The sequence below is a fragment of the Salinivibrio sp. IB574 genome (assembly GCF_001996205.1).
Classification (GTDB): domain Bacteria; phylum Pseudomonadota; class Gammaproteobacteria; order Enterobacterales; family Vibrionaceae; genus Salinivibrio; species Salinivibrio proteolyticus.
On record NZ_MUFN01000014.1, the window covers coordinates 47,225 to 64,109 of the forward strand.

Consider the following 16,885-nt stretch of genomic DNA (forward strand, 5'->3'; position numbering starts at 1 on the left):
TAAAAAAAATTACGGTTTTTGTATAGCTTTGCGTGCCTTGTGCTAGCAAGGTGCTAGCAACAGAATGAACGAAAATGCGTACATCGCTTGATAGTGCGCGTATTTTTTGCAGTTTATTTCAGGGACAAAGATGAATAAAAAAACACTTCTTGCGGCATCCGTTGCGATTGCATTAACTGGCTGTAATGGCTCTGGTTCTTCTGAGCAATCGACGCCATCGAAAGATATGGTAACCATTACGGCAATCGATGGTTATTTGAGCAACGCTGTCGTTTTTATCGACCAAAATAACGACGGTAACTGGAATAAATCTGAGCCCGTGATTGCACAAACGAATAGTGATGGTAAGGCTCAGGTTGAACGTGAAAAGATTAAAGACAAAGGACTTATCGGGATACAGATTATCGCTGAAGGCAGTCCTAAACTGAATTGGCTCGAAGAGTTAGGGTTGGATCCTCAAGCGACGATTGACCAAGATTTGAAAGGACAAACACTCAATAGAGAAGTCGCGTTAATGACGCCGATTTCTACTCTTAAGAACAAAAATGTTGTTATTTCACCATTGTCTGATTTGGTTGCAAGTAGAGTGCGCCAAGGTGAAAGTGAAGACGTTGCAATTGAAGCGGTGCAATCGGCATTAGGCGTTGAAGACTCTACAGAAATCTTTGATGACTATGTGGGCAAAAATAAAAAGCTGCATAAAGTTGCTCAGGTACTGACAGTTTCAAAGGCTGACAGTAGAGCTAAGTACGATGAAATGGTTTTAAAAATCGCTAACCAGGCGGTTCAACATGTTGAGACCTTGACTGACGAGCAGTTGGAGGACGCGACGTATAAGCCAGTGATTACGCGTGATGATAACAACGACAGCTTTACGGTCACTGAAAACCACACAGTAAAAGTAAACGCCGATGCCTTAGCTAAACTACAGGCAAAGCTGAGTGACAAAACGAAATCATTAATGGATACCGACAGTTTTCCAGTCATTGATTTAGATATTTCGGATCTATTCAGTGATAAAGACACCACAGCACCAGTTGCGTGGTCGGTAGACTCATTGTCGCCAGATATGGGGATTCAGATCTCTTATCGCGAGAATATACTTAAGCTTTCGAGTAATGGTGAAGCGCTAAAAGCGGGTCCTGTTGTTCTAACCCTTTTGGCCGACGATTTTAACAGTGATAATAAAAAAGTTGGTAAACAAGCAGTGACACTTCAGTTCACAGTTGGCACATCAAACAAAGCGCCAGTTGTGGATACTCAAGAAAAAACCGAATTGCAGGATATCCTTGATAATTGGTATATCCAGCAAGGTGACGTTTTTGAGCAATCGTTCAGTGTTGCAGCTATGTTCAAGGACGCCGATGGAGCGATCCAGTCTTATCACATCGATCAGTTTAATCTCGAGGGTCTCGTTGCCTCCGTGGATAAACAAGGTCTCGTACGTATTACGGGTGTCCCGAAACATGCGCGTCAGTCGGGGACAAAACTCGTTATCTCTGCGAAAGATAATAAAGGGGCGATGACGTCAACCGTGTTCTCCCTTCCTGACGTTAAAGAGGGCTATCAGCCTCCAGTGACTGAACCAGAAAATGGCTTTACCCAAGCGTTATTTGACGATAATCGCGTTTGGAAGATGGGTAGTTTGGCAGATTCCGATGGTGAAATTGGTTATGCCATGTTCTTACAAAATGGTGGAGATTATCAGTTTTGCTGGGGCGGCAATGACGAGGTGCCCGACGCCTACAAGACAAACATTAGTCGTAAGACCGATTGGTCATTAACGAATCCACAATCTGTTCAACAGATGTTGGTCTCTCTTGATCATGTAACAGGCTATGTTGAGTATGAACATAAACGTTGCGGTAGTGTGACGCTGAACGAAGGGAAATTACAATTTACCTTAGATGGGGCAGGTGAATCGGTAGTGATGGAGCGTCTCTATCACCATGTAGACGCTGAGGGTCAAGAGCAATTGATTATGAAAGCGTTTAATGATGAGTTGTTCTGGCTAGACTCGTCAGATACTCCTTTTTATCAATCAGCTCAGGTTGACTCATTTGTTTACCCTGGTGTTGAAGAATATCGATTGATGGTTGAGCAAACCGGTGTCACCCAAAGTTTCGATGGGGAAGATCCGATTTTGCAATACTCGATATTAATGAATCGCTTCAAAAGCAATGGTTACTACGAATCTCAATCCATCGACTATAAAACACAGTCAAAAGATGACTTTTTTACCGGTGGTCAATGGCGTGTTATTCAAGATGAATTCGGCAATGAGTTGCTTATTCAACAGGAATCGAGTGAGGATCAGAAAAAACGTCATCGCTACATTAACCGCAAAATAGGCGATGTTTTAGTGGGGATTTCGTGGTCTCAAGATAACGGTGGAACGTCGTTGCCAAACTACAGCCTTTCTAGTGATAACAAGCAGGTGATGCTAGATATCATGGACAACCTCCCGTTAATTCAAGAGTAATTGAATACAAGGTGTTGTGAAGAGCCCTCGTTGAGCGAGGGCTTTGTTGATCACAAATAGTACTGTAAAACGATAACCATTTGCATTATCATCCCCGTCGCTTTTTATTGACGGGGAATGTTCAATGCAGTTAAAGCCAATCGCCTCTTTTATTCTTACCTTTTTTGCTTTTCCTTCTCTCGCGCTTGCCGCATCGGCAGAGGATGTGTCTGAAAACGATGCGCCGATCGATACCGTGGTGGTCAATGCCGATCGCTTTTCCGATGCGCTGATGATGCGCGAGGATTTGGATAAGGTTCGCGGGATCAGTAACGCAGATGTCTTTTCGGGCAACACCAGTATTCAGCTCAATAACATGCACAACGAAGCCGGTGCGATTGATCCCGGTATTCGTGGTTTGCAGGGGCATGGGCGGGTTGCGATGCTGATTGATGGCAGTTTGCAGTCGACGCATACCTCGCGTGGTTATCAGGGAGTGAGTGATCGTACCTATATTGATACCGACTTATTGTCGTCGCTGTCGGTAGACAAAGGGGCCACAATTGGGCGGTCGCCTTATGCCAGCGGCGCGATTGGTGGCACCATTACCGCTACCACACTCAATGCGACAGACATTGTTCGCGATGGCGAGGGCTTTGGTGCGGTGGTGAAGTTACGTGCCCACAATAACGCCCGTTCGCCGCGAGTGAGTGACGATGCCCAAGAGCAAATGCGTTATCGCTTGGCCGACCGCAATGATCATCAAGGATTTGATAACGGGTCCGCAATGGTAGGGCTGGGTTATCAGAGTGATGGGCTTGGTGGTGTGCTGGCATTTAGCCATCGCAAAAAAGGCAACCACTTTGCCGGCAAAAAGGGTATTGAACGCTACGAAGAGCCAGTGATTGGCGCGGGCCAAGAGGTGGGTAATACCAGCTTTGAGAGTGATTCTTGGCTCGCCAAACTGGACAAAGAATTCGGCAATGGTCATCAGGCAGATATTAGCTATCGTCATCACCGCCAAGAGGCGGGCGAGGTACTGATGGCCTATTGGTATACCTACGAGAAAGATGGCGACACCTTGATGCCACAGTGGGGACTAGGAACCGCGGATGTGGATGCTTATAGCGCGAATTATCGCTACACCTCGCCGTCGCAAAGCTGGCTGAATCTGCATGCGAATGCGTGGCACACGTCTGCCAAACTGAACCAATACAACGGGCTCTGGGCGAAAGGGAGTAATGCAGAGCAATATCTGCATGAGTATCAAAACGACCGTCATGGCGCGAGTATTGTCAACCGCAGTGAATGGTCGAGTGTGCCGGTGAGTGTGGATTATGGTGTGTCTTACACCAAAGAAACCCTTGAACCGCGTGGTGACACCGACAAGTTTTATACCAGCGAGCCGACCTCTCGCCACGGAAAACGCTCAGAGTGGAGTGTGTTTGCCAATAGTGAAATCGATCTCACGCCGGTGACCGCAAAGCTTGGCGTGAACTGGCATGAGGCGCAATCACTGGATAAGCAAACCCAGCAATCTTTGCACTATCGCGGTGAATGGGACTTATTGGGTGAGCTGCATTATGACATCAACGCTTCGGCGTCTGTGTTTGCCAAACTCTCTCGCACGGCGCGGTTACCGAGCTTGTATGAAGTCACCATTTCTAACGAGGTGTTTAGCTACAACCCGTATAACCCGCTCGATCCTGAAGTGTCGTTTAACCAAGAGTACGGTGTGAGCTTAGACGGCCGAGCTTGGTTGCAGGAACTGGGGCTTGTGCAAACACGTCGCGCTGCCATGACGGTGTCTTACTTTAATAACCATGTCAGTGACTTTATTTCTGGAGGTGTGCTCGATCGCACGCCGGGGATGCCGTCTTGGCGCAGTAATTTTACCTTCACCAATTATGATGATCTGTCGCTGTCTGGCATTGAGCTGCAGGCACATTACGCGTACCAAGGCTTTTACAGCCACTTCTCTGCCACGTTTTACGACAGGGTGCAGGTGTGTTCGCAAGATCAGGCTGAACGTTCAGGCATGGACCGCTGTAATGGCTTAGGCTTTGCGTGGGGCACCACACCGACTCGCATTCCACCTGAGCGTAAATGGCACTTAAATATTGGCCATAAATGGTTGGATGATCGGCTTGATATTGGTACCACAGTGCGTTACCACAGCGGCAAGTCGAACCCTGCCGATTGGCTAACAGGCACCGGCGCCGCAAGCCCTGTGGTGGCAATCCCATCAGAATACTTGGTGGATATTTATAGCCACTACGACATCACGCCGGATGCCAGTGTCTTTATTACGGTCAATAATCTAACGGACCGTTACACCATTCAACCTGGCTCGGTGGTGAGCATGCCGGACCCGGGCCGCACCATTACCATCGGCACCCAGTGGTCGTTCTAACGGTGATGTGTTAGCGCTGACTTGGCGTTGAGCAGGATGAACAGGCCTTTGCGGATCCCGTAACAGGCCTGTTTTTTATTATGCTCGTGTTCATTGTGGCGCTGAGGGTGCAGCCATGCCGTGATGGCGAGCCACCAAGGCGCAGAATAGATCATGTGCAGTCGATAAAATCGCATCCGGAAAGTCATAGTCCGGGTTGTGCAGCTGTGGGTGATGCTCTCCGCTGCCAATCCCAAACAACGCGCCGGGCCAACGGGCGAGAAATTCGGCCACATCTTCTGACCACCGCATCGGCTCGGTAAGTGTTTGAACTGACAAACCAAGTGTTTGGGCGGCGTCAACCACATGGGCGTAATGATCCGGATGGTTGTAGGCGGCGACAAAAGGCTCGTGCCATGCAATGGATACCTCTAGCCCCGCGTGCTGCGCGATTGCGTTAATCGTGGCAGTCAGGCTGGCTTTCATCGCGTGGAAAGTAGCGTCGCCATCACGGTGGCATCACCGGGCGAAACGCCAAAGGCGGGTTCACCCAACTGCGCGTGTACTAAGGTGACCAGACTAAAGGCTGGGTGATGTTGTTCCGGCAGTTGCATTAAGGCGGTTATAACCTCTGTCATGGCACTGGCTGGACTGATACCGCGTTCTGGATAAGCGGCATGGGAGGTTTTGCCACGAAGGTGTATCGCGACGCCGGTTGACGCGCAGGCAAAGGTGCCTGAACGCACTACGATGTGATGTTGAGCAAAGCCCGGCAGATTATGAAAGGCATAGACATGATCGATCTCTTGCGTCGCTAAGCAGGGATCAGCACACATGCGTGCCGCCCCTTCACCGGTTTCTTCGGCGGGTTGAAAAATAAGAAGCACCTTGCCTCGCTGTGGCGGTTGTTGCGCGAGGGTGTTCGCCACCATTAACAAAGCGGTGGCATGGCCATCGTGGCCGCATGCGTGCATGACGCCTTCATGGTTTGAGGCATGAGCACATTGGGTGCGTTCATGGATGGGAAGCGCATCAAAATCGGCACGCAGTAAGGTGGTGGGGCCGGCTGCCTTGCCGGCAATCTCAACCACAATGCCATGTCCACCAATCTCGGTGTGTGGCGTAAATCCGAAGGCGCGCAATTGGGCGGCAAGGGTGCGCGCACTTTGCGCTTCTTGGTTGGACAGTTCAGGGTATTGGTGCAGGGTACGGCGCAGGCTCACGGGATCAAATAGAGTGGCCATCATCGACTCCAAAACAAGGATGGACCCTTATGCTAGATCGGGTGAGGGCATCGCGTTGTGAACCCAAACGCAAAAAAGCCAGCAACGAGTGCTGGCTTTTGAATCAAAGACGAGGCGAGGCTTACGCTTGGCCGTTGTCTTCTGCTTGTTTCGCTTGGATAGCGGTCAGTGCAACAGTGTAAACAATGTCGTCTACCAAGGCGCCGCGAGACAGGTCGTTGACTGGCTTACGCATGCCTTGCAGCATTGGACCAATTGAAACCAGCTCAGCAGAACGCTGTACCGCTTTGTACGTGGTGTTACCAGTGTTCAAGTCTGGGAAGACGAACACAGTGGCTTTACCCGCAACTGGAGAGTCAGGCGCTTTTGATTTTGCGACATTTTCCATGATCGCAGCATCGTACTGAAGCGGGCCATCAATCACCAGATCAGGGCGCTTCTCTTTCGCGATACGGGTGGCTTCGCGAACTTTGTCCACGTCAGCCCCTTTACCTGAACTACCGGTCGAGTAGGAGATCATCGCCACGCGAGGCTCAATACCGAATGCCGCGGCAGACTCTGCAGATTGAATGGCAATTTCAGCCAGTTGTTCTGCATTTGGATCCGGGTTGATCGCACAGTCACCGTAGACCAGCACTTGCTCAGGTAGCAGCATAAAGAACACTGACGATACCAATGAGGCGTTCGGTGCGGTTTTGATGATTTGCAGCGGTGGACGGATGGTGTTGGCGGTGGTGTGAACCGCGCCAGAAACCAGTCCTTGAACTTCGTTGGCTTCAAGCATCATGGTACCCAGTACCACGGTATCTTTGAGGTGTTCTTGTGCGATCACCTCTGTCATACCCTTGCTCTTACGCAACTCAACCAAGCGAGCAACGTATTTGTCACGGACTTTGGCCGGATCGATAATTTCAACGCCAGCGCCCAGTGTCACGCCTTGCTGCTCAGCAACACGTTTGATTTCTTCTGGGTTACCCAGCAGCACACACTCAGCAATTTTACGCTCAGCACAAATCGCCGCTGCTTTAATGGTACGAGGCTCATCGCCTTCAGGCAGTACGATACGCTTCGCCGCTTGGCGAGCCAATTCGGTCAGCTGATAACGGAAAGCCGGTGGGCTTAGGCGACGCTCACGGTTAGAGCCTTCAGACAGAGACTCAATCCAGTTGCCGTCAATGTGGCTCGCTACATAGTCGTTCACAAACTCAACACGCTCTTTGTCGTCAGCCGGTACTTCAAGGCTGAAGCTTTGCAGGTTGAGAGAGGTTTGCCATGTGTTGCCCGCAGTGGTGAATACTGGCAGGCCAGTTTCGAAAGCACGGTCACACAATGCTTTGAGCTGATCAGGGATAGCATAGCCACCGGTCAGCAACAGGGCACCAATTTCCACGCCGTTCATCGCAGCCAAGCAGGCAGCCACAATCACGTCAGGACGGTCAGCAGAGGTGACCAGTAATGAACCTGGGCGGAAGTGTTCAACCATGTTTGGAATTGAACGCGCACAGAAGGTGATGCTCTTGATACGACGGGTTTGAATTTCACCTTCGTTGATGATGGTGGCATTCAAGTGTTTCGCCATATCGCTAGCACGAGTGGCAATCAGGTCGATTTTCCACGGCACGCAACCTAGCACACGAATTGGGCTAGAGTTGAAGATTTGCATGACTTCAACGTTGGTTGGACGTGCAGCATCCGCATCATCAAAGATTTCGGATAGGTCTGGACGGGTACGGCCAGCATCGTCAACAGGGGCGTTAAGCTTGTTGATGATCACACCAGAGATGTTGCCGTTTTTGCTGCCGCCAAAGTTGGTGCAAGCAAATTCAATGCGCTCTTTCAGCTGGGCCGGGTTGTCTGTACCTGGGGTGGTGACAAACACGATTTCCGCGTCCAGCGTTTTGGCGATCTCGTAGTTGATTTGGTTAGCGAATGGGTGGTTACGCGTGGTGACCAAGCCTTCAACCAATGCTACTTCCGCGTCTTTTGTCGCACGAGTAAAGCGAGCCAGCACTTCTTCCAACAGGACATCTTCCTGATCAGAGCGCAGCAGGTTTTCTGCTTCGTGCATCGACATGGACTCGGCTACCTTCATGTCACTGTTAGCGTGAATGATTTCGGTAGTGAGGTCAGTCACATCAGTGTCGCTGCCGTGATGTGGCTGGGCAATAGGTTTAAAAAACGAGACGCGAACGCCCTTACGCTCCATCGCTCGCATTACGCCGAGGCTGACGCTTGTCAGACCGACACCCGAGCCGATTGGGATTAGCATAATAGTACGGGACACGTTGACTTCCTCTTACTATCTGATGAATGTGCCGGAAAGCCGGCACAAATACAAAAACGGCTGAGTGGAATCAGCCGTTGGAAAAGTGAGCCTTACAGGCCAGTCAGGCGCGCAGTATCTTGCGCAATCACCAACTCTTCGTTGGTAGAGATAACCATGGCTGGTACACGGCTGTTGTCAGTGGTGATCACACCTTCGCCGCCGAAGCGTGCTTTTAGGTTGCGCTCTTTGTCCACTTCCACACCGAGAAGGCCAAGACGCTCAAGCACCAATTCGCGGATTGGGCCAGAGTTCTCACCGATACCACCCGTGAAGACGATCGCGTCAAGACGGCCGTCTAGGCTAGCAGTGTAACCGGCAACATATTTCGCCAAACGGTGGCAGAATACGTTCATGGCACGGGTCGCTTCTTCTTTCTCACCGTAGTTGTCTTCAACAAAGCGGCAGTCAGAGGTCACTTCGGTCAAGCCTTGCAGGCCAGACTCTTTGGTCAGCATGGTGTTGATTTGCTCAACGCTGTAACCCAGTGCATCGTGCAGATGGAAGATGATCGCAGGATCAAGATCACCTGAACGCGTGCCCATCACCAAGCCTTCTAATGGGGTCATACCCATTGAGGTGTCAACGGATTTACCGTTTTTAATCGCACAGACAGACGCGCCGTTGCCAAGGTGACAGTTGATGATGTTCACTTCTTCTACTGGCTTGCCAAGCTGCTCAGCGGCCGCGTTAGCAATAAAGAAGTGAGAGGTACCATGCATACCGTAGCGACGGATACCGTGCTCTTTGTAGAGCTTGTATGGCAGCGCGTAAAGGTAAGACTCTTCTGGCATGGTTTGGTGATACGCAGTATCGAACACAGCCACGTTTTTCAGCGCAGGGAAGGCTTTCTTCGCTGCTTCAATGCCCACGATGTGTGCTGGGTTGTGCAGCGGTGCGAAGCTTGCTGCATCTTGGATCCCTTTTAGCACTTCATCCGTAATCAAGGCTGATTGGGTGAATTGCTCGCCACCATGTACTACACGGTGACCAATCGCGCCCAGGTTCTCGGCAAGCTCAGGTTTTGAGGCGAGAATGGTGTCAACAATAAAGGTCAGGGCTTCGGTATGGGCCGCGCCAGCGCCCAGTTGGGCTTCGTGTTTACCGTCCATTTTCCACTTAATGCGGGCTTCTGGAAGGTTAAGACATTCGGCAAGACCGGTAAGATGCTCTTCACCAGATTGTGCATCGACAATCGCGAACTTCAAAGAGGAGCTTCCGCAGTTGAGTACGAGAACCAGCTTTGACATGTATGACTACCTATTTTGTCGTGAGAAGTAGAGTGTGTAACTGAAAAGGATAGTGGACAAACTGAGACACTACCTTTTCAAAAAAGAATTATCTCATGCTTTGTCGCGGGGAAAGGATGCATCTTATCCGTCCTGGATAGGCATTCGCTCCATTGAGCACAACCGGATTAGGTTGCGAGACAATCAAATCCGAGCAACAATGATAAAGTGCGCTAAGGATAGCGGGACTTGATACAGATAACAAAAATTTTTTGAGTAATACTGGCTATTTTTGAAAGTTTTTGAACATTTTGTTTAGTTTTTATTGTAAAAGTTTAGTGACAGCCATCGCGGTCACGCTAAGCAAGTGAGGTAGGTATGGCAACGAACAAGTCAATCTGGCGCTGCCTGCAAGACGGCCAAAAGTATATGAAAGAGTGGCCGATGCGTAAGGAGCTCACCCCGGTATTCCCAGAAAATCGGGTGATTAAAACCACTCGTTTTGCGATGAAAGTAATGCCTGCCGTTGCTGCCATCAGCGTGTTGTTGCAAATGGCGACTTATAACTACCAAGGGATGCCGCAAGCCATGATTGTGGCGTTGTTTGCGCTGAGTTTGCCGCTGCAAGGGCTTTGGTGGTTGGGTAAGCGTCGTGACACGCCACTGCCGCCGGCGTTAGCGGGCTGGTATCGCGAATTGCATCAGAAGATCACCAGCCAAGGCCATGCCATGCAACCGTTGAAAAGCCAACCTCGCNCTTTTCAATATTAAGAATACGAAAACGCCGACCCGCAGGTCGGCGTTTTTTATGGGGTGCTTTTGGGTAGCCAGGCGCTTTGCAACACAATGGCTTTTTGCGTATAGCCGGCGCTGACCAATAGCTAGCCTAAGCGGAACAACAGCGTGAGGACGCGTTACTCACACACCGAGGAAGAGGTGCCTTTCATGGCGCTAACGGCCTCACGCATTTCATCCATTGAGCGCCAGCGTGCAGGTAGAGGCTGCACCTTCAAGCGGAGGTCTGGGACGTTATCGGCAAGCGGCGCCTCATCACTGACGGGGGTGATTAATGCGATACGCAGCTTGTTGTTGCGCTGACGAATTTGTTGTGCGGTGCCAAGCCCTTCGGCAATGTGAAAGCGGCCAGCCACATGGACAATTTGTGTCTCAGGATGCGTTTGGTGATAGCGCACCATGCTTTCGGCCATGGTGGCATCCCAAGCTAATTGGGCCGCGTATTGCGATTCGGTTTGACTCGGGGTGCCGTGGTGCATATTGGCTTTAAAAACCGATTTGTACGCTGAGTCACGGGTGTCGATGGTGTCTGCAAACCATGCACGTTGCGCCGCAGGAAGTGTTTCGAGATAACTCAGCCCTTGTCGCCCAATGCAGCTCACCATGCGTTTGGGGGCGTTGGCGGCAAGCACGTCGATATTATGCTGTTTGGCAAATTCAATCAGTGGGCGGTAGCTGCCATCATAGTTATCCCATGCGTTGGCCTCTCGTTTAAAGCTATCTTCGCCCAGCTCGTCAGCCAGATAGCGGTTGAGCACAGGCTGGGCATCGCGGCTAAATTGTTCCATAGACAACGCAACAGCATGACGCTTGGACAGGGCTTGCAACAGCTCTGTTTGAAAGCGGTGTACCCCGGGGTGACCATGCCATTCACCGATTAAGACGATATCCGCATCATCCACGTGTTTGGCGACCTCTGCCAAGGTCAGTGCTTTGCCGTCGGGCGTACTGACTTGATAATCAAATAGGGTGTTAAGCGCTTGTGGGGCGGCGCTGGCTGTTGATGCCAGACAAGCCAAGCTCGCGGCTAACAGCCAACCACGCGCTTTTGTAGCAAACGTTCGGTTCATGGCTTGGGGGTCTCCTCTGAGTGGCTGTCCGTTCCTTGGTGACGATAAACGCGCAATGTAAAGTCTGCTTCGCACTCGAAGGCGTCGCTGTTCGCTAAGGTGTCACGCCATGCGTCACTAGCACGCCACGCAAATGGTGTCATTTGCAGTAAGGTGAGTGCTTGCTCACCGGCGAGCGTCATGGTGTAGTGCAGCGACTGCTCCTTCTCAAGCACAAAGTTGGGCAGCGTTTCTGGCGGTGTTTCATGTAACCGCACATCCTGATAGATCCCCGCTTTGAGTTGATAAAGATGACGTGGGCCGGGGGTGACGGTGACCACCACACCTTGCGGTTTCACTGCGCGATCGAGCTCTTCGCCATTACAGGGCGCGTAGATACGGACGACGCCATCGAGGCTGTTGTCGTGAAAGGGCAGTCGCTGTGAGGACGCCACTGAAAACTGACACTGTGGATACCATTTGGCGGCATAACGGACCGCCACTTTGGCGATATCAAGGCCGTGCACGGACCAGTGTTTATCTGCGGTTTGGTCGGCAATCGCGTGGGTGTAGTAGCCTTCGCCGCAGCCCACGTCCAAGATAGCCTTGTGCTCGCCATCCAGCGCTTGGGTTAGCGCATCAATCATCGCTTGGCGCATCGGCGCATAATGCCCTGCATTAAGAAAGGCGCGACGCGCTTGCGTCATGGCTTTGTTGTCACCCGGATCTTTGGAGCGCTTAAATTGAACCGGCAGTAGGTTCAGGTAGCCTTCTTTGGCTTGATCAAATTGGTGGTTGGCGTCGCAGTGAACACCACGCGCGTTAGTGTGCAAGGTTTGTTGGCACAGTGGGCATCGATAAATCATGGTTGGTCAGAATCTTGGCTTTGATGCGCTTTAGGGTACGGCGTTGTTAACGGTTCGACAAGCCAGATAAGCCAACCAAGGGGACAATCCATCAAAAAGCCGCCCAATCAGGCGGCTTGATGCTGAGATTCAGCGGCGAGACATTACGCGTTGAGAATACGCTCAATCTCGGTCAGGCTTAAGTGGAATTGGCGCGGGCAGTGGCGCCAAATTTCAAGCATTCGGCGGTATTTTTCCAGCATGGGCATCTGGCTATTAAAGCGATGCTCGCCTTGATCGAACTGGGTATATAGCCCTTCGGTATCAACCAAGAAGCGCACGTAGTGCACTAACGCGCCTTCCGTGGCGGCATCAAAGCCCCAGAATTGGACGCGGCGTGGTGACAACGCGGCTTGGCTAGCGTCATCCAATAGGTTGTAAGAGGCCTGCATTGCGTGGTGCATTTCCATAATATCAATCACTTCACGGCACTGGGTTTCACACAGTGCTTCAAATTGACTGATCACCTCTGCCATTTGTAATGCGTAGCCGCGCTCGATAATGGTCTGCAAACGGCGATATTTTTCACTGTTTGAGGGATCGAGGTGGCACATCAATTGGTATTGGTTAGATAAAATAAGACGTTGAGCAGGGGTCATATCCATCGCGGTTGGCCTCTTCACTAATAAAGGTAAAATAGCGTCTATCAAAGATGACAAACAATAAGAGAAGATTATCAGTTGCGCGATGGGCAAATCTTGATCTGGACCATGTCCGTAGCACGTTTTTCACCCGCTCATGTGCAATTGTTGATTTTGCCTTTAGTAAGGATGCGATATGAGTGATTTAGCCGCGCTAAGTGGCTGGCAATGGCTGGGTTGGATTGTGTTTGTGGCGGTGCTTTATGTCACTTACCCACGGGAGCTTTTCCCTAAACTCCGTCAGGAAGTTGGCTACCAGCATTTGGCGTTTTCGTCCGCGGTTGTACTGTTTGTGCTTTGGGCCTTGCAAGCAGGGATCAAAGAAGGGCTCGATATCCACTTTTTAGGTGTCACGACACTGGCTCTGTGCCACGGCTGGCGAATCGCCATTTGGATTACCACGGTGCCTTTGACGCTTATGGCGGTGTTTGGGTTTGTGCCCCTTGGCGATATTGGTATGACGGCCTTGACCACAGCCGTGCTCCCCATTCTGTTTAGCTATGCCATTTTTGCGCTGAGTTATCATTACTTAACGCGCCATTTATTTATCTACATTTTTATTGCCGCTTTTTTGGGCGCTGCGCTGACCATTGTGTTTCAGCTGTCGGTGAGTTCGCTATGGTATTGGGCGGCGGACCGTTATAGCTGGCAAGAAATTGTGCACAATTATCTGCAAATTGCGTTGCTGATGTGGTTCCCTGAAGCGCTACTAAATGGGATGGCGGTGACCGTGATGGCGGTGTATCGGCCGCATTGGTTACGCACCTTTTATGATCGCGAGTATTTATCGCCTGAGCGATAAAAAAAGACGTGACACCTGCTGACAAAGTCGTTAAAAAAAGCGGGCAGGTGTTACGTTTATCTCTCTGACTTTATGGCGTTTTTATCTATAGGCGCCCGTGAATCCTTCCATCAAAATTTTTTATCATCAGCAAAGAAATTACTCGCTTTACCTTGGCGAAAAGCGGCGTCATAGTGCGCGCGTCTCGGCCCGTTCGTGCCTGATTTCTCCAATATAATGAGCGTACTTAAATGAACAAGACTTCCTCTGTGTCTCATGGTGGTTGCGTGACTCCGTCGGCTTTCCCTTGGGTGCCGTTGGTGAGTTTAACCGGCTTTGCGATTGCCAGTGGCTATTTGATGAGCTTGATTCCGCTTGCCCTTGCACCTTTGGGGTTGGCGCCGCATCTAGCCGCATGGCTAGCCAGTGCGTTTTACGCCGGTTTGTTATTGGGTGCGACGTTCAGTGCACGTATTGTTGCGACGCTGGGGCATCGCCGTGCGCTGGTGATGTTTTTGGGTATTGTGCTGCTCTCCATTACCGCCATGGCGGCGATTAAAGGGCAGGGCGTCTGGTTGCTTGCGCGCTTTGTGGCCGGTGTTGCCATTGCCGGTGTCTTTGTGGTGGTTGAGTCTTGGTTACTGATGGCCGATTCTGATCGCCAGCGTGCGAAGCGATTAGGTTTTTACATGGCGGCTTTGTACGGTGGTAATGCTCTAGGGCAGCTCGGCGTGGGCTATGTCGGCGTGACTGGCAATCAGCCTTATTGGCTTATTGGTGGACTGATTACGCTTGCGATCATGGTGCCTTTGTTTGCACGTCATGGGGAACCTCGCCGTGAGGAAGGCCATAGTGCACGTTTAGGCTCGCTCAAATCTTTGCGTAAAGCGGCCTATATTGGTTGCTTGGTGTCTGGACTGACACTCGGTGCCGTTTATGGCCTATTACCACTGTATTTGGCTGAGCGAGTCAGTGATCACCAACAAGTGGGCGCTATGATGGCGCTCGTCATTGTCGGCGGGATGGCCGTACAGCCCGTTATTGGTCTGGTATCGGCAAGAATGAGTAAAGTGCTGCTGATGACATGGCTATGTGTGATTGGCACTGCGGCTGTCGCCTTAATTGCTTTGGCGGGCAGTCAATGGCAAATGGGTATCGGACTAGTTGTGTTGGGTGCCGCTGTGTTTGCGATTTATCCTGTGGCGATTACCTATGCCTGTGTCGGGCTGGCCGCTGAGAAAATCGTGGCGGCCACCGAAGTAATGCTGCTCGCGTATAGCGTCGGCTCCGTATCAGGCCCGTTGCTGGCAGATAACGCGTTTTCTGGCACCAATGGTTTGATGACCTATTTAGCCGTTTGTTTGTTAAGTACGGCGGTTTATATGTTGGTAATGTATGTAAAAGAGCGTCGTCAAATGCCCGACCTCAGTGCGGCTTAACATCGCTCAGAACCGATAAGGCAACAAACGATAAAGAAACGCCCCAGTCATTGGCTGGGGCGTTGTTGTATGAGGCTTAGCGTCTCTGTCTGTTACGCGGTGACGAGTCCTTCTTTGGCGTCTGCTGGCAAGATATCCATGGCATTACCATATAAGGGCGCTAGCGCTCGGACCACATCGGCACGGGTAATCACGCCAACCAGCTGATTATCGCGCATCACTGGATAGATGTAAGGGCGCGAGACCGTCTGTGTTTTCGCACGCTCTAGCGCGGATTGATTGGTAAAGTGGGTGGCGATCCCGGTATCGCTGACCGGATAAACTACTTTGTTATCAATGCTCATATATTGCGCCAGTTCAATCACTGATTGCTCGGCATCCACGGTTTGTACCTCGGTGCGCATCAGGGATTCAACTTTGGCATCCATATCCGGCTGATAATCGTTCCACCACAGGTCGACGAGAACATCTTGTACCGAGAAAAAGCCTACCAGATCACCGTCATCGTCGAGAACCGGTGCGCCGGATAACTGATATTGGTTAAGCTTTTCTAGTGCATCGGCAACATACTGGCGTGCGTTCAATGCGCACTGAGCGGGTTTCATGTGTTTTTCGATGGTTAATGTTTCTTGGGTCATAATCGCACTCTCAGAATAGGAAGCCGAAGGCAGAGCGAGTGAAGCAATCTGCGCTGTTTTCTTTTCTCTTTCAGGGTTAATAATTAGCCAGTAGCCCATGCCGACCAGTCCTGCGCCCCCAAGGATATTGCCAAGGGTGACAGGGATCAGATTGGCGCTGATAAATCGGGCCAAATTTAAATCGCTAAATGCGTCTGGGCTGGCTCCCACCGCCTGCCAAAAACTGTCAGGGGCAAAGGTGGCAATACTCATGCCCAGCGGCACCATAAACATGTTGGCGACGCTGTGCTCAAAGCCGGTACTGACAAACATGGCCACGGGCAAGATCACCATCACCGCTTTGGTGAGTGGGTTTTGCGAGGTAAACGTCATCCAAATCGCAAGACAAACCAGCAAGTTACAAAGCACACCCAGTGCAAAAGCTTGGATCCACGTGTGATGGAGCTTGTGTTGGGCAACGTGCAGCGCGTTGAGTCCCCATTGGCCATCATCAAGCTGATATAACCCCGCCGTCATCACGATCAACACCAGCAACAAGGCGCCGAGTAAGTTGCCGAGATAGACTCTCGCCCAAGTATGCAGTAAGCCCGCGGTTGAGATTTTGCCGTTGGCACGCGCCAGCATGGAGAGCACGGTACTGGTAAACAATTCTGCGCCGCCCAGTACCACCAGAATCAAGCCCATACTGAATGCTAATCCACCCAACAAGCGGGTGATCCCCCAGCCAGCGTTGCTGCCAGTGGTAACCGTGAGATAAAACACAAATGCCAACCCGATAAACAAACCGGCCATCATGGCAAGCCCAATCGCCATCCGGGTGGATTTGCGGGTTTTACTCACCGCATACTCTTCAGCTTGAGCGAGTAACGCCGCGGGTCCTTCGGGCTTTTTGATTTGAGTTGCACTCACCATTGGCTGTCTCCTCTGGCGGCACACTCTGCCCGAGGGCTAAGACATATCAACATACAGGTTGTACTCCTTTTTAGAC

At 51.0% G+C, this 16,885-nt stretch carries 12 protein-coding genes and 1 pseudogene; 5 read left to right on the forward strand and 8 right to left on the reverse strand.

The annotated features are described in order from the left end of the window. The first annotated feature begins 130 nt into the window (after positions 1-130). Entirely contained in the window at positions 131-2,482 is a 2,352-nt protein-coding gene (locus BZJ17_RS08485) for a hypothetical protein (protein WP_077640434.1), read from the forward strand. 124 nt (positions 2,483-2,606) lie between these two features. Further along, on the forward strand, positions 2,607-4,874 hold the full coding sequence (locus tag BZJ17_RS08490; protein WP_077640435.1) for a TonB-dependent receptor plug domain-containing protein: 2,268 nt from the start codon (positions 2,607-2,609) through the stop codon (positions 4,872-4,874). A 90-nt stretch (positions 4,875-4,964) separates the two neighbouring features. On the opposite strand, the gene BZJ17_RS17430 is transcribed toward BZJ17_RS08490, so the two are convergent. From BZJ17_RS17430 to BZJ17_RS08505, 4 genes are all read right to left on the reverse strand, one after another. Continuing rightward, a complete protein-coding gene (locus BZJ17_RS17430) occupies positions 4,965-5,339 on the reverse strand; it encodes a M20/M25/M40 family metallo-hydrolase (RefSeq protein ID WP_241836783.1) in 375 nt (124 codons plus the stop codon). Beyond that, on the reverse strand, positions 5,336-6,100 hold the full coding sequence (locus tag BZJ17_RS08495) for an amidohydrolase (RefSeq protein WP_241824942.1): 765 nt from the start codon (positions 6,098-6,100) through the stop codon (positions 5,336-5,338). Before BZJ17_RS08495 ends, BZJ17_RS17430 begins: the two co-directional genes overlap by 4 nt. A 118-nt stretch (positions 6,101-6,218) precedes the next feature. Beyond that, positions 6,219-8,366 carry a phosphate acetyltransferase gene (pta, locus tag BZJ17_RS08500; RefSeq protein ID WP_077640436.1) on the reverse strand — a complete coding sequence of 716 codons (2,148 nt, stop codon included), beginning with the start codon at positions 8,364-8,366 and terminating at the stop codon, positions 6,219-6,221. A 107-nt stretch (positions 8,367-8,473) separates the two neighbouring features. Continuing rightward, on the reverse strand, positions 8,474-9,670 hold the full coding sequence (locus tag BZJ17_RS08505; protein ID WP_069589341.1) for an acetate kinase: 1,197 nt from the start codon (positions 9,668-9,670) through the stop codon (positions 8,474-8,476). A 357-nt stretch (positions 9,671-10,027) separates the two neighbouring features. On the opposite strand from BZJ17_RS08505, the pseudogene yfbV reads away from it, so the two are divergent. Continuing rightward, positions 10,028-10,402 (forward strand): annotated as a pseudogene (gene yfbV, locus BZJ17_RS08510) (terminus macrodomain insulation protein YfbV); the annotation flags it as partial. A 161-nt stretch (positions 10,403-10,563) separates the two neighbouring features. On the opposite strand, the gene BZJ17_RS08515 reads toward yfbV, so the two are convergent. The 3 genes from BZJ17_RS08515 to BZJ17_RS08525 all read right to left on the reverse strand — a co-directional run bounded on the left by BZJ17_RS08515 (position 10,564) and on the right by BZJ17_RS08525 (position 13,003). Continuing rightward, positions 10,564-11,514, reverse strand: a complete 951-nt coding sequence (locus tag BZJ17_RS08515) for a ChaN family lipoprotein (RefSeq protein ID WP_077640438.1) — start codon at positions 11,512-11,514, stop codon at positions 10,564-10,566. After that, complete coding sequence (rlmA, locus tag BZJ17_RS08520) at positions 11,511-12,359, reverse strand: 23S rRNA (guanine(745)-N(1))-methyltransferase (protein ID WP_077456176.1); 849 nt, start codon at positions 12,357-12,359, stop codon at positions 11,511-11,513. Before rlmA ends, BZJ17_RS08515 begins: the two co-directional genes overlap by 4 nt. 143 nt (positions 12,360-12,502) lie before the next feature. After that, entirely contained in the window at positions 12,503-13,003 is a 501-nt protein-coding gene (locus BZJ17_RS08525) for a YfbU family protein (RefSeq protein WP_069589346.1), read from the reverse strand. Positions 13,004-13,175: 172 nt separating this feature from the next. Between BZJ17_RS08525 and BZJ17_RS08530 the strand changes: the two genes are divergently transcribed. Then, positions 13,176-13,841: an energy-coupling factor ABC transporter permease gene (locus tag BZJ17_RS08530; RefSeq protein ID WP_077640439.1), complete on the forward strand. Its 666-nt coding sequence runs from the start codon at positions 13,176-13,178 to the stop codon at positions 13,839-13,841. A 230-nt stretch (positions 13,842-14,071) separates the two neighbouring features. Next, positions 14,072-15,259 (forward strand): MFS transporter, encoded by a 1,188-nt coding sequence (locus tag BZJ17_RS08535; protein WP_077640440.1) that lies wholly within the window; start codon positions 14,072-14,074, stop codon positions 15,257-15,259. 92 nt (positions 15,260-15,351) lie between these two features. On the opposite strand, the gene focA is transcribed toward BZJ17_RS08535, so the two are convergent. Next, positions 15,352-16,809: a formate transporter FocA gene (gene focA / locus BZJ17_RS08540; protein WP_077456179.1), complete on the reverse strand. Its 1,458-nt coding sequence runs from the start codon at positions 16,807-16,809 to the stop codon at positions 15,352-15,354. Positions 16,810-16,885: the final 76 nt, after the last annotated feature.